This is a genomic window from Marinimicrobium sp. C6131 (assembly GCF_026153455.1).
Taxonomy (GTDB): Bacteria; Pseudomonadota; Gammaproteobacteria; order Pseudomonadales; family Cellvibrionaceae; genus Marinimicrobium.
In genome coordinates this window covers 919,537-939,629 of the sequence record NZ_CP110629.1, presented here as the reverse complement: position 1 = coordinate 939,629, position 20,093 = coordinate 919,537, and the positions used below count along the sequence as shown (strand labels likewise).

The window sequence follows — 20,093 nt, the reverse complement described above, 5'->3', positions numbered from 1 at the left end:
TCACCCTCGCAACTGCTGGTTCAAATAGATCTGGACTTGTTGCAACGCCGTTTGCACCCGACGCCACTCGGCTTCAAAATTGTTCAACAACTCACCGGCCAGAGACTTCTCTCGGTCAGGCAAACGCCCCCAGCGCTCCAGAGCGAGTGACCGGTCAGCCAAACCATTGGCGCCAACCGACCGGGCCGACGACTTCAGGGAGTGCGCCGCATCGGCAACCGCACCCCACCGTTGTTGGGTCGCCGCTTCCCGCAGGCGTGTCACCAACTCCTCTGAACTGCTCCGGAAGCTATCCACAAATTCCGCTAACAGGGCATCATCGCCACCGATCAGCTCCTGTAACACCCGCAAATCCAGGGCCTCGGAAACCAGCACTACCCGTCCGCTTTCTGCATGTCCTGTCAACGATTGCCCCGGAGACACACCTGTCCATTGCTCCAACGACGCTTTCAGCGTATCCATTAACACGGGCTTTATCAGGTAACCATCGAAACCCAGTTGCCGACACCGTTCGGCCTCGCCAGCGATCGCATTGGCGGTAAGTGCCACAATAGGGACCGGGGCAACAGCGCCCTCCTTCGCTTCATCCTGTCGAATAGCGGCAGTCAGGGCGTAGCCGTCCATATCCGGCATATGCAAGTCCGTCAGCACCAGAGCGTAATCGTGCCTAAGCTGTTGCCATCGACGAAACGCTTGCCTGCCATCGTCACACAGATCTGCAGCAAAGCCCAACATCGCCAACTGCCGCTCAATGACCCGCTGGTTGGTTTCGTTGTCTTCGGCTACCAACGCCAGCCGCCCTTCGCGCAGCGCCCGCTCCCGGTTCGGCATCGTCCGCTGCTCTGAACGGTGTCCACCGAGCGAATCATGTCCATCTTCAGGTTGTTTCCCCAAGGTCGTCACCACGGCCTGTAAAAACGCCATTGGCGAAAGGCTGTTGCTATCAACGCAAAAATGCCCCGGTTTATCTTCTCGCGCCCGACGCCGGTAACCCCGCCCAATCAATAACCAACGATAATGCGCTGGCCACACCGGCAATGACGCATGCTCCGCGAAAGTCATCATCGCTTCACCATTGGAACCGGTATCGCACACCAGTAACCATAGTGATGGATCCTGGGCGGCAAACTCAGGCACTTGATCCGGGCCGTGGACACTGGCGCCTGCCGCACGCAAATAGGCCTCCCAATCCGCCCCCTGGTGCTGCGGCCAAACCACACAGTGGACCTGACTCAGATCGGGTGCCACCGGTGCTGGCAGACTGTCCGCCACAACCGGCAATTCAAGGGATACACGAAACTCAGATCCCTTGTGAAGCTCGCTGGACACTTTGATGTCGCCCTCCATTGCCTGTATCAGACTGTAGCTGATACTTAATCCCAGCCCCGTTCCACCGTATTGCCGGGTGGTGGATACATCCGCCTGGGTAAAAGGGCTGAACAGTCGTTGCTGCGTCTCCAGTGTCATGCCGATGCCGTTATCGATCACATGAAAGGCCAGGTGAACCCGATCACTGGTGCGCCCAGCCACGTACAGGCGCACAGCCACTGAACCCTGACGGTCCATTTTGGAGGAGAACTTGATGGCATTATTGACCAGATTGAGCAACACCTGGCGGATGCGCAGCTCATCACCCAGAACCTGTGCGGGCAGGGCCGGATCTGAGAACAGCGTCAGCTCAACACCCTGATTCAATGCCATCCGGTCCAGCAAGAGGCAGACGCTGCGAACCAGCGCCGAGGGAGAGAAGGGGACGGGTGAAAGTTCCAGCTTGCCCGCCTCAATTTTCGAAAAGTCCAGGATATCATCCACGATACCCAACAAGGACTGGGCCGACTCCCGGATGATATCGACCATCTCCACCTGATGCCCCCGCAGACTGGTCTGGTGGAGTACATCCACCATCCCCACTATGCCGTTAATGGGCGTGCGCACCTCGTGGCTCATGGTAGCCAGAAAACGGGACTTGGTGGCGCTGGCCATTTCCGCCAGTTCCCGGGAACGCTCCAGCTCCTGAATACGCTGCTGTTCCTCTTCGGCGCGCCGCCGCTCGGTTACGTCCTGAAAATAAACGGCGAGGCCGTCCGACGAAGGAAAAACATTGACCGATGACCAATAACCCAGTGGTTCAAAGTAGGCCTCAAACGACACTTTGACGCCAGTCGCTACCGCCTGACGGTAACGGCGTTCAAATTCGGTCCCCAGTGCATCCGGGAAGGCGTCCCACAGGCGTTGCCCCAGCAGTTCGTCTCGAGACCGTTTTAACAGCCGCTCCGCCTCCCGATTTACATAGGTGAAAACCCACTCAGTGTTGAGCGTGAAAAACGCATCAGTGATACTTTCCAGTGTCGTTGCCAGACGCTCTGCCAAGCGTTTGGCACGCTCCTCACTTTCGCGCCGCTCATGGACATCGATGGCGCTGCCGTACCACTTGATCGTCCGTCCGTGGGGGTCCTTTATCGGCATGGCCTGCAGAGCATGCCAACGCCGGGCGCCATCGAAGCGGCGCAAACGGACCTCCAGCTCCAGGCGCCCGCCCTGATCCAGGGCCATATCCCAGGCGAGGTTATAGCGGCTTTTATCATCCGCCTCAATGGCTTGCCGCCAGGTATCATCCAATAGCGGATCGTCGTGCTCACAGCCAAGAAATTCCTCCAGCATCCGGTTGCCATAATCCAGACGTCCTGCCAGATCCGCGGTCCAGACCAGATGGGGCATGGCGTTGGCAAACTCACGAAAGCGCTGAATACCCTGGGCCAGCAACGACGAGGCATGTTTGCGCTCGGTCACATCCTGCACAGCGCCTTCCAGGCGCACCACTTCAGCCTGCCCGTTCAGTATGGGATGTGCCTGGACCCGAATCCAGATATAACGCCCCACCGCCGTGACAATTTGCGCCTCCAGGTCTATGGGGGCTTTCTCCTGAATGGCATGATCCACAGCTTCAGACACCTGACGCTGGAATTGCGGCGTGTAATAACTGAAGGCCTGTTCAAGCGTGAACACGGTGCCGGACGGTACATCAAAAATGGCACAGGCTTCGTCATTCAATGTGACCCGTTCGGCAATCAGATCCGCCGACCAGCCTCCCACGCGCGCCATCTGAGTGGCGATATTCAGAAGACGGTCTTGCCGCACCAGCGCTTGAGACAGCCAACGCTGATCCGTTACATCCGATGCAAAACCCGCCAGTCGCACCACCTGTCCTTGATCATTACGCACTGGAAAAGCCCGATCATGCACCCAGCGCCGACTGCCATCGGGGCGTTGAATTTCATATTCGATGTCATAACGACCCCCAATCTGCTGTTCGCGCATTTCAGCGACACGTTGCTGATGTTCAGGAATCACCGCATCGAACCACTGATCGGGGTCGGCCAGTAGCGACGCTCGGGACCGTCCCCACAAAGGTTCATAGGCAGGGGAAACATACAACAACTGCCCGGATTCCACTTCCGTCAGCCAGAAAACCTCCTGGACACTTTCCGCCAGTTGGCGAAACAACACCAGTTCATTGTCAAGTGACTGCTCCAATACCTGGCGTTTCCGGTCATTGCTCGCCGCCAACATCACCAACGCGAGAATCAGGATCAGCAGCGCGCCCTCCCCAACGTAGCGCCACCAGGCTTCCGTGCTTACCGCCAAAAAATCTGAAGATAAAGAGAACTCGTGAAAATGCAGCCCGAGGACCAATATGCCCAAGGACAGAACCGCCCACCGCAGGACCACCGCATAGGTTCGGTGCGCCGCCAACCGCTCGACTATTTTATTTGACTGTGCTTTCATTAAGATAAACCCACACACTTCCATCCAAGGCCATTGGTATGAAGATCAGTGTAAACCAACGTGATCAAACCGGCACCCGTCGCAACACGTCAAAATATCGGCAGATTTCAGTCGCTGCATTTCTATTGATTTTTGCCGCCGACATAGTGACGCCTCTTGGTATCGCTCATGGCATTCTCTACCTGCTCGTAATCGCCCTTGCCAATCAGACACAAGATAGGGGTTGGGTGCTGAACATAGGGCTTTGGTCGCTCCTGTTGTGCAGTGCAGGCCTCGTGCTCGCCGATTTGCCCGAGGGATTCCCTCTGGTGGCTGTGCTGGTTAATCGGCTACTCAGCCTTCTCGCCATCAGTGTTACCCTGACAATAAGCCTACGCTGGCTGGCGACTCGTCAAGCGCAGGACGACACCCGGCGGCAACTGGAGTCCTGCCAGCGCCGCCTCCAACAAGCGCAAGCCACTCTGGACATGTTGAGCCATCAGGCCGGTATCGGCTACTGGTGTTATGACAAGGCCAGTCAGACATTCCACCGCTCGGAGCTGATCAATCCGATCGTTGGTCTGTCAGCGGGCGAGCCCCCACCAGCCGATGGTGCCTTGAGTTTTTTCCCGGAGCCCGGCCGCACGCAAGTGGTCGCCGCATTCGATGAGTGCGTTGAACGTGGCAAACCTTATACTCAACAATTGCCTCTCATCACTCGCAGCGGACAACAGCGATTGGTGCAAACCTCAGGGCGCCCTCTGTTCGATCATCACGGGATACAAATTGGCGTTGTCGGCACCCTCGAAGACCTGACCGGAACCACTCACTCCAACAACCGGTTTGCGGATAACGCCCGCGCGCTACAGGCACAATTAGACGCGTTACCGGTCACGGTTTGGAGTGCCCTTTCCGACGGTTCAATCGATTATTTTAACCAGGCCCTGAGTGACTATTCTGGGGTGCCACGGGAAACGCTGTCGGCACCAGGAGAATGGCTGATGTTATTGCATCCCGACGATCAGGAACGCTGTGTTCAGACCTGGACCCAATGCATACAAACGGGTCGTCCTTATAGCATTCAGTTTCGCATCCGTCGCTACGATGGACAGTACCGTTGGCACCAGGTTCAGGCGACCCCTGCGCGGGACATCAACGGCAACATCATTAAATGGTATGGCAGCGCCGTTGAAATTCCGGAGTCGGCGGTGACAGTCTGAGCGCCCGCAGAGAGGAGCCCTACGCCAACCCATCCACCGGAAAACCGGCTTCACGCAGGCGAGCCATTTTATACCGCAAAGTTCTCGGACTGATGCCCAACCGTTCCGCGGTGCGTTTTTTACTGCCGCGCTCACTGTTGAGAGTATTGACGATGATTTCAAATTCCCGGCGCTTCAGGTCGCTGCCCAAAGCCGGTTGTTCGACCGACGTGCCGGAAGCCGGAGCAGCAGGGTCCGTGGTCGGCAGTGCAGAGGCCGACACATCATTGTCATGGGCGACATCAACCGGGTTCGCATCATTCCGTGCGGCGCCCGAACCTGTACTCGACGCCACATCCGCATACGCCCGGTCCGCCTCAAGCCCCAGATCTTCGGCCTGGATGAGATCACCCGGCTGAAGAATCAACGCCCGCTGCATAACATTGTCCAGTTCACGCACGTTCCCGGGCCAGGCATAATCGGTGAGCGCTGCCCGGGCTGAGTCGGTCAGTTGCACCCAGCCGCGCCGCTGTTTTTGGGCGTGCTTGCGCAACAGCTGTTCAGCCAGAGGCACGATATCTTCCCGTCGCTCCCTCAGTGGCGCCCACTGTAAGGGCAGCACACTCAACCGATAGTACAGATCTTCCCGGAATTGCCCGTTGGCCACTTGCTCGCGCATATCGCGATTCGAGGTAGCAATCACCCGGACATCCAGCGGGATGGTCTTGCGCCCACCCAGACGCTCCACTTCCCGCTCCTGAAGCACACGCAGTAGTTTGGCTTGCAACCCGACATTCATTTCCGAAATTTCATCCAGCAATAAGGTGCCGCCGTTGGCCTGTTCGAACTTGCCTGGCGCGCTGGCATGAGCCCCCGTGTAGGCGCCTTTCTCATGACCGAACAGCATCGCCTCCAGCATGTTCTCGGGAATGGCCGCGCAGTTGATTGCGACAAACGGCTTGTGATGACGCGGCGAGTGGTTGTGAATGTAGCGTGCCAGCACCTCTTTCCCGGTACCGGATTCACCGAGGATCAATACGGTCGATTCCGACTGAGCCACTCGCTGTGCCAATTGCAAGAGTCGCTGACTGGACGCGGCCCGAACCACCGGCTCATCTCCCACCGGCGCGGAGCCGAGGTGACGCGCCAGGGTGTCCACCAACAGGGCGGGTTCAAATGGCTTGACCAGATAATCCACCGCGCCCTGCTTGATGGCATCGACGGACTGATTGATGCTCGCATAAGCCGTGATCAACATCATGGGAATCTGCGGGTATTGCTGCTTCACCGCCTGCAGCAATTCCTGTCCGCTCATGCCGCTCATATTGACGTCTGACACAATCATCTGACAGTCGCTATCGGCATTGAGTTTAGCCAGCGCCTGCTCGCCACTGTCGGCCTCAATGACATCATAGCTCGCCAGCTCCAGCGTATCCGCCAGCGCCTCTCGCAGTGCCGCATCATCCTCCACCACAAGAATGCGGGGCCGGACCGTGTCCGGGGAAGCCTGTCGTGCTGCTTGCGTCATGTGATTCTCCAATGGATGTTCAGGTTAACCTTTGCACCGCATGGGTGCTTTACTTGAAGGACTGAGCCAACGGCAACAATACGGTGGCATGCGTGCCCTGCCCGACTTCCGAGCGCAGATCAAAGGCACCACCGTGCGCTCTCGCAACCGCCTGCACCACCGCCAACCCCAGACCGGTTCCCTGGGACTTGGTGGTGACAAACAGGTCTCGCACCCGGGGCAGTAACTCCGGGTCAATACCGGGCCCCTTGTCGGTCAGGTGAATCGCCAGCCAGTGCTGGCCTCGCACCACTTCATGTTTGAAGTTGATCAACAGCTCGGCGCCCTTGCCGACCGCCTGGATACTGTTATTCGACAGGTTCTGCAAGGCACCAATCAGCGCTTCGCGATTACAACGCAGACGCACGTGGGCACAACTGTTCAACCACTGACAGTGGCTGGCGGAGGTGTTCAGCGGCACTTCCAGCGCTTCCGCCAGGCCACTTTGCAGATCTTCCACGGTGATGTAGTCATTCAGGGGCAGCTCGCCTTTGACAAACAGCAACATGTCCTGAATCTGCCGTTCAATATGATTGAGCCGGCTGGATAGTTTGTCGGTAAACTCACCGCGACGCGACTCGTCCAGCTCACTGTTGCGCAGGTGCCCGGCGTATAACATGGCGGTCGAGAGCGGCGTGCGAATCTGGTGGGCCAGCGCGGACATCATTTTGCCCATAGCGGACAGTCGTTCGTGCCGACTGAGCTCGCTCTGTAACCGCCGGGTTTCGGTCAGGTCCGTCAGCAGGATAATCTGCCCGTCCACGCCCAGATTGCGGGTGGCAATACGAATGCGCCGTCCGTCCTGCAGAGACACCTCATGGCCGTCATCGCTGCGCGGCTTGAACGAGCGTGCGATGACCTCGCGCCAGGGCATCCCCTCCAGTGGTTCACCCAACAGGTCCACCGCCACGGGGTTGGCTTCGGTCACCCGTCCCGTGGAATCGAGCACGATCACACCACCCGGCAGAAAATTGATCAGGTTATCGAGGCGGTTGGCGAATTTTTCCTTTTCAAGCTGAGCCTCACGGCGCTCTTTTTCGAGGCTGGACACCTCGCCACTGAGCTTCGCCACCTGCCGTTCCAGCATTTCGTGAGACGTCACCAGCCGCTGCGACAGATCCTCAAACAGGTCAAAGCCCTGGTCGCGCGCGCCACCCGCCCCTTCACCTGCGGGGCGTAGCGCCGACGGTCGTAGACTGACCACGTCGGCCCTGGCGCGGGCGACGGACTTCTCGGAAATGGTCGATGCACCCTCAGCCATGGGGCACTCCCTCTGTCACGTTACGGTTTTCCGGCGCTGGGCCGTTGCTTGATATCGGGTTTTGCAAGGAGGGTGCCAATCTGATTTTCTTTTATTATTCAATAGCTTACAAAACTCAAATATAACCCCAAGTCAATTTTCCGTCACAAAGGTTTCCGTAGGGCGATGAGATGGTCTCCTCCCCTCCTAATCGGCGTCGCGATGCGCCAAGATAGGGGAGGAATAAGTTCCTATCTGAGATGAGTGGGAGGAGACCATGGCAAAGCTTACAACGATTGGCATTGACCTCGCAAAGAATGAGTTTGCAGTGTACGGACTGGGCCCGAATGGCCAGTGCGGGTGGAGGCGCAAATTGCGCCGCAAGCAACTGCTTAATCAGATGGCAAAGCTGGCCCCTTGCAAGGTAGCCATGGAAGCCTGCGCCAGCGCCCATTACTGGGGGCGCAAGCTACAGGCACTGGGGCACGAAGTGAAGCTGCTGCCGGCCCAGCATGTGAAGGCGTATCTGCGGGGCCAGAAGAACGACTACAACGATGCCCAGGCGATCGCCGAGGCCTGTGAGCACGGACGAATCCGCCCGGTGGCGATCAAGAGTATCGAGCAGCAGGATGAGCAGATGCTGCACAAGCTGCGCCGCAGCGTGATCGCTGAGCGCACCCGGATGGGCAACCGGCTGCGAGGCTTGCTCGCCGAGTACGGTGTCATCATCCCTGAGGGGATAGCGGCCCTGCGCCGGGAACTGCCCCTGGCGCTGGAGGATGCCGAGAACGAGTTGAGCCCACGGGCTCGGCAGTTGCTGCACCGTCAGTATCAGCGCTTCCTGGAGGTAGAAGAGGAGTTGGCCTGGTATGACCAGGAGGTGAAGCGACAGGCCAAAGCCGATGAGGTCTGCCAACGCCTGGATGCGCTGCCGGGTGTTGGCCCGGTGGTAGCCAGCCAGCTCAAAGGCTGGATGGGCGATGGCCAGCAGTTCGGCCGGGGGCGGGATGCCTCGGCGGCACTGGGGGTAATACCGAGACAGAACAGCACCGGTGGCAAGGAGGTCCTTCTGGGGATCAGCAAACGGGGTGATCCCTATGTGCGGGCGCAGGTGATCCACGGAGCTCGGGCGGTGGTGTCACGAGCGGACCAGAAAAGCGACCCGCTCAGCCGCTGGATCCAGCGCATCAAGGCCGAGCGGGGGTTCAACAAAGCCACCGTAGCGCTGGCCAACAAGTTAGTCCGCATGGCCTGGGTGATCATCGCCCGAGGCGAGCGGTACCGGCCGATCGAGGAGCGAATGGCCGGATAAGTTAATCAGGGAGCGAGTGGAATAGACAAACGAGGCGACGTAGATAGTTACGGAGGTAAACCTTCCCTCAGGTTGCGAGGGTCACAGCGATCGATGGCATAACAGGTCAGACCGGCCTGCCGAAAACCTGACTTATCCGAGGGCCCCAAAGGCCGTTAGGGCGATGAGGACGGCAGGCGCGCATCTTCCATCAAGGCCAGAGGCGACAAAGCCGCCTCGTTCAACAGGCCGGATATACGGGAGCCAACCTGTCCCTGACATCGAGCACTGAGACCTTGCAAACGGGGAGGAGACCATATACGGATAAGGCCGGAGGCCGCATCCGCCGCAACCAAAACCAAAGACCCCCATGCGAGACAGCTTCTTGAGGTAAACAAATGTACCGTGCGCTTTCCAACCAACTGTGTTATAGTCCGCGCTTCGGCGTCCTTCGGTCGGCGTCGCTCTTCTCTGATACCTCATCATGGCTCACCCAGACCGTACCCACATTTGTTGGGCAGGGATCGGGCCACAGGAAACACATTTCATGACATTTGCTGAACTCGGCCTTCGCGCCGAACTCCTGCGTGCGCTTGACGACGCGGGCTACTCCGTACCTACGCCCATTCAGGCCAAAGCCATTCCCACCGTCCTCAAAGGCGGCGATCTGATGGCGGCCGCCCAGACCGGTACCGGTAAAACCGCCGGTTTTACCCTGCCACTGCTGGAAAACATGAGTCGTAAAGACGTATCCGGCCAGAAGTATCGCCCGGTGCGCGCGCTCATCCTGACGCCGACCCGCGAACTCGCCGCCCAGGTGCACGACAGCGTACGCACCTATGGCAAGCATCTGCCGCTGCGCTCCACCGTGGTTTTCGGCGGGGTGAGCATCAACCCCCAGATGATGACCCTGCGCAAAGGCGTCGACATTCTGGTGGCCACACCGGGCCGCCTGCTGGACCTGGTACAGCAGAACGCTCTGCAACTGGACCGGGTGGAAACCCTGGTTCTGGACGAAGCGGACCGCATGCTGGACATGGGCTTTATTCACGACATCAAAAAAGTCCTGAAACTGCTGCCCAAACAGAAACAGACCCTGTTGTTCTCCGCCACTTTCTCGGATGAGATCAAGCAACTGGCGGACAAACTGCTGAACCAGCCGGAGCTGATCGAAGTCGCGCCGCGCAACACCACCGCCGAGCGCATCACCCAGCGGGTTCACCCGGTGGATCGCAACCGCAAGCGTGAGCTGTTGTCTTACCTGATTGGCGATGGCGACTGGAAACAGGTGCTGGTCTTTACCCGGACCAAGCACGGCGCCAACCGTCTGACCGAGCAACTGCAGAATGACGGCATTACCGCCGCCGCCATCCACGGCAACAAGAGCCAGGGCGCGCGCACCAAAGCACTGGCCGACTTCAAAAGCGGCAAGGTTCGCACCCTGGTGGCCACCGATATCGCCGCTCGCGGCATCGACATTGACCAGCTGCCCTACGTGGTGAACTACGAACTGCCCAATGTGCCGGAAGATTACGTCCACCGCATCGGTCGCACCGGTCGCGCCGAACGTGAAGGTGTGGCGGTTTCATTGGTGTGCGTGGATGAGCACAACTTCATGCGCAACATTGAGAAACTGATCAAAACCAATGTGGAAAAGGTTGTGGTCGACGGCTTTGAACCGGACCCGAGTATTCGCCCGGAGCCCATCCAGTTGGGTCGCCAGAACAATGGCGGCGGTCGGGGCCGCAGCAGCAAGCCGGCCGGCAACCGTGCCCGTAACAGTGCGCCGTCCAGCGCCAGCAAAAACGGCAATGGCGGTCGACCAAATCAGAAAAGTCGTCAACGGCGAGCGTAAAAACGAAGAACTGAAAACGGCACCCTCGGGTGCCGTTTTTGTTTACGGTTGAACCACCAAACCACCCGTAGGGCGGGTAAGCGCAACGCGCGCACCCGCCGCGAACGGATTTTTTATAACGAGTTCAAGAAACTGATCAGGTCCTGCTTGTCCGACGCTGACAATGCCTGATACGCATCGTTCGCTGCCTGCCCTTCTCCACCGTGCCACAGAATGGCTTCCTCGATGGAACGGGCACGACCATCGTGCAGGTAACTGTGCTCCGGCGTGCAGACCTCGTTGCCTTGCCCGCCAACCGGATTCTCCACACCGCCGGTCACACAGGCCGACAGACCCAGCCCCCACAACGGCGGCGTGCGCCACTCCGCACCGGTGGCTTCCCCTTCACCCAGGTTATCCGCCAGACCCGGCCCCATGTCGTGCAGCAACAGATCGGTGTAGGGGTAGATGGTCTGATCGCGCAGCTCCGCCAACGGATGATATTCACTGGTCTGATGGCTGGGTGTATGGCAACCCGCACAACCGACGGTATCGAACAACTGTTCACCATTCTGCACGGCCGGATCATCGTAGTTGCGCTGTGGGCGGACACCCAGCAAGGCAATGTATTTCACCAGATCATCCAGATGCTCATCGCTTAGTTCGGCGCCGGTACCACCACAATCCGTCTGATTGCTACCGCAATCCGGCTCGGGCAACACAGAAGTCATGACGCCCATATCGGAGTTGAAGGCACTGGCCAACTGATGTTTGACACTCACGGTGCCCGCTTTCCAGCCGAAGCGCCCAAGTCGGGTGTCACCGGTTTCCGGATCCGGAATACGATTGGGACGACCGGAGATGCCATCGCCATCCGCATCGTCCGGATCGGCCTGGGCCAGAATCGCGGACTCGGGAATGGCCTCCAGCAGTCCAATGCCCACCAGATTGGGCGCTATGCGGGCGGAGAACCGCTCAGGCACCGCACCGGTGAATTGGTAGTTGGGTGAGCGCAGGCCGTTCTCTTCGGTCCAGTAAGCGATGGACACAATGCCCTCGCTGCTCGCTCCGTTGCTCGCCTCCGGCTGCAGCACCCGCCCTAGGTCCGGGTCCGGCAGACCGTTCTCATCGGCCACTTTGAACGACCACTTGTCGAGCGGCTCGCCCACCGGCGCCGGGGCCGCCCGGCCGTTGCGTTCGTGGCAGCCGGCGCAACTGTCGTTGATATAGTGAGGTCCGGCCAGACCAACCATCTCGTTGAAGACCGGATTTTCCAGGGGACGCTCATCGTGCCGCCCGTCTTCGAAAGAGGTATGCAGAACCCGGCGTCCACGCACAAACGGCTGACCATTGTCATAACCAAGGTTAGTGGCCATCTGCATGAAATGGTTGTCCGTTTCACCCGACGTCATTTCGTGAATGGTGGTGTCACCGCCCAACCAGGCGTGCTCTGGAATTTTGAAGGAGTCTTTCACACCACCGAACGGAGTGGAGCCTCCGACATCCCAGGGCACCAGCCCCTCGCCCACGATGTAGAGGTAAGTGGTACCGTAATAGTTGGCCCGGCCATTGGGGACGCTGGCATCCAGAAACTGACTGATTTCAAACTCCAGCTTGTCACCCACTTGAATCGGACGGCCTTCCCGGCAGTTATGACTGCGCTCCTTGTAGTAATTCAGGTTATCAACCACCACCATGGTGCCGTTGTCACAGTACTCCGCGACAGTGCCCACGCCGCGATAGAACCAGCGGTTTTCGGCTTCGGTATTGCTGAGTAAAAATTCGGTGCGCACATTCATCCGCACGGTATCGCCACCCTTGGCGACCTCATCAATGATTTCAATGGCGGCGGTACGATCCTCCCAGTAGAAACTGAGGTAATGGTCGTAGGCCTGGAACTGATCCTCTTTGGCATGACGATCACGCGCCCGGTCCGCAAAGCGGGTAATCAGGGCGGTTTCGGTTTCGTACTGAACCACCGGCTCCAGAGTCGTGGCGGCGTCGTACAGTGGTGTGATCTCACCGAGGCTGACCGAGGAGCTGCTCGAGCTGCTCTGGCTTACGCTGGAGCTTTCGGAGCTGCTCTCACTGCTACTGGAATTCGAGCTTTGCTCACTACTGCTGGAACTGCTTTGGCTGCTCGAAGAGCTGCTGCTTCCACCGCTGCCGACAAAGGTGTGGCTGATCCAACCGGTACTGCGACCGACGCCGTTGGCGATCACCGTAAATGAGGCGTTTACCTCATCGCCCGGCAACAGATTCGGCAGGTCGTAATACCAACCATTGCTGTCCTGCTGCATCCGGACATTCTGTTGACCACCGCCATTCACCGTGTAGTGAATGTCCACGATATCGCCCTCGCTGACACGGGCTCGCAAGGTGGTGGCGTCCAGCTCCTGGAAACAGCCGTCCGCACAGTCAGTCGGCACGGTTTGGGGCTCACTGCCGTACACCTCCAGCTCCCAGATGGAGTAGCCCCATTCATTGCCCTGACTGCGAGAAATTCCAAAAATACGAACGTATCGGTACTCGCCGTTCACCGCCACCGTGTCGGTGCGATGCCCGAAGGTGCCACCGGTGCGGGTCGCCAATGTACTCCAGTTGGAACCATCGCTGGAGCCGCGGATTTCGTAGGTGTCCGCATTGGCGGCCTCCCAGTGAATCACCACCTCCGACAAGTCATAGGTCTGCCCCAGATCTACGGTCAGGTAGGAGGGATCGGTCTGTGCCGCTGAGGCCCAGCGTGTGTTCATATCGCCATCCACGGCGTTGCTTGCCGGCAGATCCGCCGTGCTCGCCGATACAGCGGCATTCCGGGCAAGTTCCGTGGTCTGGGCGTTGAGCGATGTGCTCAGAACCAGAAAGAGCAACGCTCCCCCGAGGGTGAGAGGGTGTTTCAGAGAGTAGAGACGCATAGTGTGGACCTCGCGCATGGCTATTATTGGTTATGGGTCCCACCGACCTTAAAGCCTGAATGGAGGCATCGTCGTCCCACTTTGCGAGTGCTCGTGAAAGTGGCCCGTGCCACCATAAACACCGGACACACCCCTCGCTCAGAACAAAATACTCAATATTTTCATGGAGTTACAAAAAGGTATCAACTTATTGGGCGATATTGACACTCGGGCTTTTGTGGACAGGTTCTCGGTTCTCCCGCTGGCGTGTTGATCACCTTGGGCATTCTGTTTATTCTTTTCGCCAAAGCAATAACATCAGTGACGGTCAAACCCCGTATGGACGTACCGATTTTCAGCGTGAACGACACCGTTCTGGTGGTGGCCGTCCTGGAGTGCCTGTTGCTTGGCGCCCTGCTTCTGTTTATTACTCACATTCCCCTGGCCCAACGCCTGTTGTTGTCGCTCTTCCTGTTGTCGTTGGGTATCGACTTCCTGGATACCCTGATCTATTGGGCAGAGCCACTGAAAGCGCGCTGGCTGGGCGATCATCTTTACACTTTTTACATCCTCAAGCCGCTCGGGCTGATGGCCGCGCCAGCGCTGTACCTGTACCTTAAATCAATGCTGTTTTCGGACTTCAGCTGGTGCCGACGCCGACTCCTGCACTTCGCACCCGCACTATTGATCACCCTGCTTCTGCCCTTTTACCTTCTGGTGCGCGATGAGGGATTCTTTGCCCGGGCGAGGTATGACTATGAGGTGCTGTTTCACGATCTCCCGTTTCAGCTGTACCTGTTCTTTAAATACGGGATCTATTTCATCTACGGCGCTATCAGTTATCGAGTGCTGGCGACTTATCATCGACATCTGGAGCAGGGTTACTCCAACCTCAAGAGCGTGGATCCCTGGTGGCTCCGGCTGCTGGTCATCGGTTTTCTGATCATCTGGAGTCTGTACCTGACGAGCTATCTGAGCCACCTGTTGTTTGAGCACCGGAGAATGGCCAACTTTACCGGCGTCCTGGGCAACTATCTCAACGTCTTTTTTATCACGTCGCTGGTCGTTTACAGCCTGACCCGGTCGGAGACCTTCCGCGGTGTTTCCGAGGCATCGGGCCTCAATAGCGTCTCGGTCGGGAGCGAAGATGAACAGGCATCGCTGACCCAATCAATCCATAAGGTGATGCGAGAACAGCAATTGTTTCTGGACCCGGAACTGAGCCTGGAGCGGCTCGCCAGCACCATGGGGCTCTCCAGCAAGCTGGTGTCCAGCATCATCAATCGCCGGCTCAACAAAAACTTTTTTGAGTATGTCAACGACTTTCGCACCGAGCGGGCGAAATCCATCATCGCTTCCGGGGAGGGGCCCGACTCCATGATGCAAGTGATGGAACAATCGGGGTTCAACAGCAAATCCACCTTCAATCGCTGCTTCAAGCGCGCCACCGGCATGACCCCCAGCGAGTACCGGGAAAACATTCGCCGTAGCCCCGCAGGTCGGATTAGCGAAGCGTAATCCGACACCCCCCCGCCAACCTCAGTCAACGCTGCAAATCATACTTCCGCATCTTCTCAACCAGGGTCGTGCGCCGAACGCTCAACCGGTCCGCCGCCCGGGCCACCACGCCACCACAATCGTTCAAGGCCTGCTGAATCAACTCCCGCTCCATGTTGTTGATATATTCACGCAGGTCGATCCCCTGCTCCGGCAATAAAGGCGTGTCGTTCATGCTGACATAGCCGGCCTGACCGTTCAGTGCCTCCTGCTCGGAGTCGGTACCAAAATCCTCTTCCACCACATCCACATGTCGGTATTTGGGAGGCAGGTCCTGAACGCCCACCACACCGTAGGGGTGCATGATTGCCATGCGCTCCACCAGGTTTGCCAGCTCGCGCACGTTGCCGCTCCAGGGGTGACGGCACAGAGACAGGATAGCGGCGGAATTGAAACGGATGGAGCCCCGCTCCTCGCTTTCCAGGCGGGAGATCAGCTCATTGATCAGCAGTGGGATATCTTCCGCACGCTCTTTCAGAGCTGGCAGCTCGATGGGGAAGACATTCAGCCGATAGAACAGGTCCTCGCGGAACCGATCTTCGCTGATCATGGTCTCCAGGTCGCGGTGGGTGGCGGCAATCACCCGCACGTCGATACTGGTGGTCTTGTTACTGCCCACCCGCTCAAAGCAGCGCTCCTGCAGCACCCGAAGAATCTTGACCTGCATGTTCAGGGGCATATCCCCGATTTCATCCAGAAACAGGGTGCCGCCCTCAGCCAGTTCAAAGCGCCCCGCGCGGGCATTGATGGCGCCGGTGAAAGCCCCCTTCTCATGACCAAACAGCTCACTCTCCAGTAACTCCGCCGGAATGGCACCACAGTTCACGGGTACGAAAGGCTTGTCGCGTCGGGGGGAATTGTAGTGCAGGTTGCGGGCCACTACTTCCTTGCCGGTGCCGGACTCGCCGGTGATCAGCACCGATACGTCCTTATCCGCCACCTGGGCCATCATATCGCGCACCTGCTGAATCTGGCGGCTGGTACCCACCAGGCTGCGAAACAGGTGTACCGGGCGGCGCGTGGGTTGGCGGCGACTGGCCTGCTGTGCCTGGCGATAGAGCTGGGCGCGATGCAGGGTGTCCAGTAGTTGGTTATAGGCCGGAGGAACGGTCATGCTGGCAATAATCATCCGGGCCAGTTGGGGCGCCGCCGACTCGGGTAATGTGCGCTCCTCCAACATGATGACCGGCACATCGTCCTGCCAGTCACGAATCTCCTTAAGCTGGGATTCCAGCTCACGGGGCCTGGGCGTTTCGCCCAGAAACACCGCCATGACGCCACGTTCGTCCGAATCTTCAGCATCCTCGTGGGCGGTTTGCCAACCCACCCAACCGGTGGTCCTGACGGTTTTCCCCAAGAACTGCAGAATGACTCCGAGCTCCCTGCGCCGTTGTTCATTGTCATCTACAACCAGAACATTGGTGTTACGCCACATGCGACTTGGCCCTTTTTTACATTCTTGTGTCGTGCTGAATCGTCCCGGAGCGCGAGGAGCCAACTCCTCAAACATCGGACCTGTAACCCTTGTTACGACGACATTCGTTTAAACTAATAGCCGAGGCCCTTATCGGAGTCAAATAATCGTCAAGTCCGACATCGACGCCGGCAATTCGGTAAAGACAGGACGGAACCCTCAACAAAACTGTGACAGACATCACAAGTAAGGGGATTTTGGCAGGGATATCCGGCTGGGGCAATCCCAAAACGGCGAAAATGACAAAAAACTGACGCGAAAAACGTCAAGAATCAGAAGAGATAGAGCAGCCCTCTACAGCGCCAGCTGCAAAACCTCCTGCTGGCACTGCTCGATCAAGTTGGCATACACGCCTTTGAGCTCACTCAACGCCTGGACCAGCGCCGTCCCGTCACCACCATTGGCCGCCACTACCCGCTCGACCAACCCGGCACAGGCACGGTCCAGCTCGCGAACCGTCCACCAATCCTCAGCCTGCAGGGCCCGCACCAACTCATTGCGCAGCTGGCGCACCTGCTCTACCCCGGCATCGCCCCGGTAATCAGGGCTGGGGACCGCTGACAACGTCATGACTAACGGGCCTGGTCGGCAATACCGTCCCAGGCGGACTTCAGCTCGCCCAACAGGCGGCCACACTCATCCAGCCGCTCCAGGCTGTTCTTGTAGTTGGCTTCGGTCAGGGCACGGATGATGTAGTCATACAGGTCATCCAGGTTTTCCGAGAGCTGGCCGCCCTCCTTGTCATTCAGGCTGCCCTGCAGGCCCGCCACAATATTGATGGCCTTGCCGATCAGCTCGCCTTTGCGGGCCACCTGATTCTGCTGCATCGCACCCTTGGCCTGAGCGATACGCTCCAGAGCCCCTTCGAACAACATCTGGATCAGGCGGTGGGGAGAGGCGTCCATGGCGCTGGACTGTACTTTCATGGAAGAGTAATTCTGTGCCGCACGAGCGTAGGCGTTCATACCGGTTCCCCGTTCTTGGTTGTCGTCATCATCGGTGGTTTTTACCATCGGACTAACCTTTATTGCGGCTGTGGAGGGGGAAACTTTAGCCTATTTTGGTCTTACCTCGGCGGCGCAGTAAACGGTAAGCGGTCGTTGATGCCTTCCAGGAAGTCCCCGGTACTGTTCAGACTGCGCACAATCTGCTCCATGGCTCGGAACTGGGCTTCCTGTCGTGCCCGGAAGGCTTCGCTGCGCCGATCCAACGCTTCACGAGCGTCGGCAATATCACTCTTGTCTTCCTGAAGGTTACTCTCCCGCTGGGAAATCAACCCGGAGTTACGCACGTAGGAATCCACAATACCGGTCAACATTCCACCCAGCCCCCGGGAAAACCCGACGGTGGCCGAGGTCGCACCCGGTGAGATGGTCATGCTCAACCCCTCGGCGGGAGAACCAATCGCCGGGCGCAACACATTGCCGAACCCGAATGCTTCCTCGCCATCCACGGTGCCGGCCACGTCCTGCCCGGCGGTTCCGGCGCCGACCGCAACGCCCAGATCGGCCATGTCCGCGCCCACGGCCGTGAACTCCACATTGCTGACGGCGCCGTAGCTATTGGATTGGAATTCCAGGGCTCCGGTGGTGGTGTTGTAGCTGACATTGACCTTGGCAAACCCCTCTTTGAGCGTGGAGTCCGCATTGATCAACGTCTGAAAATCTTCGGCCAGCTCCGCCCCGGACGCGTAGGTCTTACCATCCGGTAGCGCAATGGTCGCCGATTGCTTGCCGTCCACTTTGACCGCGAAGCTGTAATCCTTGCCCGTCGTATCGAGCGGAAACGCCAACGCCACCGGGTCGGCGGTCAGCAGCCCCTTGGTCGCTTCCTGGGTAATTTCAACGGCATAGCTGCCCGGTTGTGTGCGGCTACCGAATGCCGTCACGTTGACTTTTGAGTCGCTGGATTCGGTATTGGGGACGAACAGATTCCGGACCTGTTCAAAGTTGTTACTGATGGCCTCGTCGAAGTCGGTGGCCTCGCCGTCGTCCGCTATTTCCAGAGTGCCATCGATCTTGGTCCGGATACCAATGCTGGCGAGGGAGTTGAAATCACTGTCGATACCGGGCATGGCACTACCGATCATACTGCGAATCGTACGCAGCATATTGCCCGCCAGGGGGTCATTGCTCAGGCTGCCCTTGCCATCTTCACCCTCGTCTCTGGATATCAGGCGATTGGTTTCGGTGTAGAAAGTATTGTAGGCCTCTACGAAGTCGCGGATGGCCTCCTCCGCCAGACTGGGATCTTCGGTGACGTTGATGCTGACTTCTTCGGTGGCACTGCTGTTGAACAGTTCAAACTCGACGCCTTCGATCACGTCGGTGATCACATTGCTGTTCCGGGTTACCTGCAGACCGTTCACCCGTACGATCGCGTCCAGGCCTTCCTGTTGCTGGGCGAAATTCTGAGCGGACTCATTGAAGTTGAAGTTCGCAAGACCGGGGCTGGCTCCTTCAGTGGCGGTAATTTCCAGCTCTCTCGTCGCGCCGGTCGGACCGGTCAGCAACAATTGGTAGCTGCCTTCCTGCCCCACAATACTGGCCTGAACACCGATGTCCGCGTCATTGATGGCATCGCGCAACCCGGACAGGCTGTTATTGCTCTGATCAATCTCGATGGTCGCACCCGTCGCATCCGCGTCGGCCGTAAAGGTACTCAGGTCCGATGCCCAGTCGCCAAAGCGAATGGTCAGGCTGCCCTCACCCACCTCAGAGTCGAGACTGGCGTAAGTGCCGGACGCCAATGACTGTGATTGAGCCACCTGTTCCACCTTGATCCGGTAATTACCCGGCACCGCGTCCGGGTTCAACTTGTTGACCGCCATCAGGGACGTGTCGGAAATGGAGGCCTGCTTGGCGTCGAAGGTATCGGCATTGGCCAGCGGCGTCATGGCACCTTCAAGCTCATCCACCGCACTGCGCAGCAAACCGAGGCCCGAGATCTGCGCCTCTATACGCTCTTCGCGTCGGTCCAGGCGACGATCCTCGGGAAGCCGCTCCAGCTCGACCAACTGATCGACAATGTTCTGGGTGTCGATCCCGGAACCACTGCCCAGTTGATTGATGATGTTACTGCCTACGCGCTCGACCATAACCTGAGTACCCTGAAGTGACGGTGAAGACGATCAACCGGTCTGTGCGGCGGACATTGACCGCGTGCTGTAACGGCTGTCGGCCGCTTTTGGTTAAACTTTAGCCTGATTACAGAAATTCTTCCAGCCGCCGTGACGGCGATCACAACCTTGATCAGAAAGCTCTTGGACAAAG

General features: G+C 58.4%; 12 protein-coding genes. 4 read left to right on the top strand and 8 right to left on the bottom strand.

Translation table 11 applies throughout. The annotated features are described in order from the left end of the window. Positions 1 to 3,786 (bottom strand): PAS domain S-box protein, encoded by a 3,786-nt coding sequence (locus tag OOT55_RS03970; protein ID WP_265367854.1) that lies wholly within the window; start codon positions 3,784 to 3,786, stop codon positions 1 to 3. Positions 3,787 to 3,824: 38 nt separating this feature from the next. Here OOT55_RS03970 and OOT55_RS03965 point away from each other — a divergent pair, with 38 nt between their 5' ends. Continuing rightward, positions 3,825 to 4,985: a PAS domain-containing protein gene (locus OOT55_RS03965; RefSeq protein ID WP_265367853.1), complete on the top strand. Its 1,161-nt coding sequence runs from the start codon at positions 3,825 to 3,827 to the stop codon at positions 4,983 to 4,985. Between the two features lie 19 nt (positions 4,986 to 5,004). Here OOT55_RS03965 and OOT55_RS03960 read toward each other — a convergent pair whose 3' ends face one another. Both OOT55_RS03960 and OOT55_RS03955 read right to left on the bottom strand, forming a co-directional pair. Then, positions 5,005 to 6,492 carry a sigma-54-dependent transcriptional regulator gene (locus tag OOT55_RS03960; RefSeq protein WP_265367852.1) on the bottom strand — a complete coding sequence of 496 codons (1,488 nt, stop codon included), beginning with the start codon at positions 6,490 to 6,492 and terminating at the stop codon, positions 5,005 to 5,007. 49 nt (positions 6,493 to 6,541) lie between these two features. Then, positions 6,542 to 7,792 carry a sensor histidine kinase gene (locus OOT55_RS03955; RefSeq protein ID WP_265367851.1) on the bottom strand — a complete coding sequence of 417 codons (1,251 nt, stop codon included), beginning with the start codon at positions 7,790 to 7,792 and terminating at the stop codon, positions 6,542 to 6,544. Between the two features lie 256 nt (positions 7,793 to 8,048). On the opposite strand from OOT55_RS03955, the gene OOT55_RS03950 reads away from it, so the two are divergent. Both OOT55_RS03950 and OOT55_RS03945 read left to right on the top strand, forming a co-directional pair. After that, positions 8,049 to 9,083, top strand: coding sequence for an IS110 family transposase (locus OOT55_RS03950; RefSeq protein WP_265365857.1), 1,035 nt, complete (start codon positions 8,049 to 8,051; stop codon positions 9,081 to 9,083). A gap of 526 nt (positions 9,084 to 9,609) precedes the next feature. Next, positions 9,610 to 10,917, top strand: coding sequence for a DEAD/DEAH box helicase (locus OOT55_RS03945; protein ID WP_265367850.1), 1,308 nt, complete (start codon positions 9,610 to 9,612; stop codon positions 10,915 to 10,917). A gap of 113 nt (positions 10,918 to 11,030) precedes the next feature. On the opposite strand, the gene OOT55_RS03940 is transcribed toward OOT55_RS03945, so the two are convergent. Further along, a complete protein-coding gene (locus tag OOT55_RS03940; protein WP_265367849.1) occupies positions 11,031 to 13,811 on the bottom strand; it encodes a di-heme oxidoredictase family protein in 2,781 nt (926 codons plus the stop codon). A gap of 318 nt (positions 13,812 to 14,129) precedes the next feature. Between OOT55_RS03940 and OOT55_RS03935 the strand changes: the two genes are divergently transcribed. Beyond that, positions 14,130 to 15,308, top strand: a complete 1,179-nt coding sequence (locus tag OOT55_RS03935; RefSeq protein ID WP_265367848.1) for a helix-turn-helix domain-containing protein — start codon at positions 14,130 to 14,132, stop codon at positions 15,306 to 15,308. 25 nt (positions 15,309 to 15,333) lie between these two features. On the opposite strand, the gene OOT55_RS03930 is transcribed toward OOT55_RS03935, so the two are convergent. From OOT55_RS03930 to fliD, 4 genes are all read right to left on the bottom strand, one after another. Next, positions 15,334 to 16,782: a sigma-54 dependent transcriptional regulator gene (locus OOT55_RS03930; protein ID WP_265367847.1), complete on the bottom strand. Its 1,449-nt coding sequence runs from the start codon at positions 16,780 to 16,782 to the stop codon at positions 15,334 to 15,336. Positions 16,783 to 17,115: 333 nt separating this feature from the next. Continuing rightward, on the bottom strand, positions 17,116 to 17,391 hold the full coding sequence (locus OOT55_RS03925) for a hypothetical protein (protein ID WP_265367846.1): 276 nt from the start codon (positions 17,389 to 17,391) through the stop codon (positions 17,116 to 17,118). Between the two features lie 2 nt (positions 17,392 to 17,393). Next, positions 17,394 to 17,834, bottom strand: a complete 441-nt coding sequence (gene fliS, locus OOT55_RS03920) for a flagellar export chaperone FliS (RefSeq protein ID WP_238559184.1) — start codon at positions 17,832 to 17,834, stop codon at positions 17,394 to 17,396. Positions 17,835 to 17,887: 53 nt separating this feature from the next. Beyond that, entirely contained in the window at positions 17,888 to 19,918 is a 2,031-nt protein-coding gene (fliD, locus tag OOT55_RS03915; protein ID WP_265367845.1) for a flagellar filament capping protein FliD, read from the bottom strand. Positions 19,919 to 20,093: the final 175 nt, after the last annotated feature.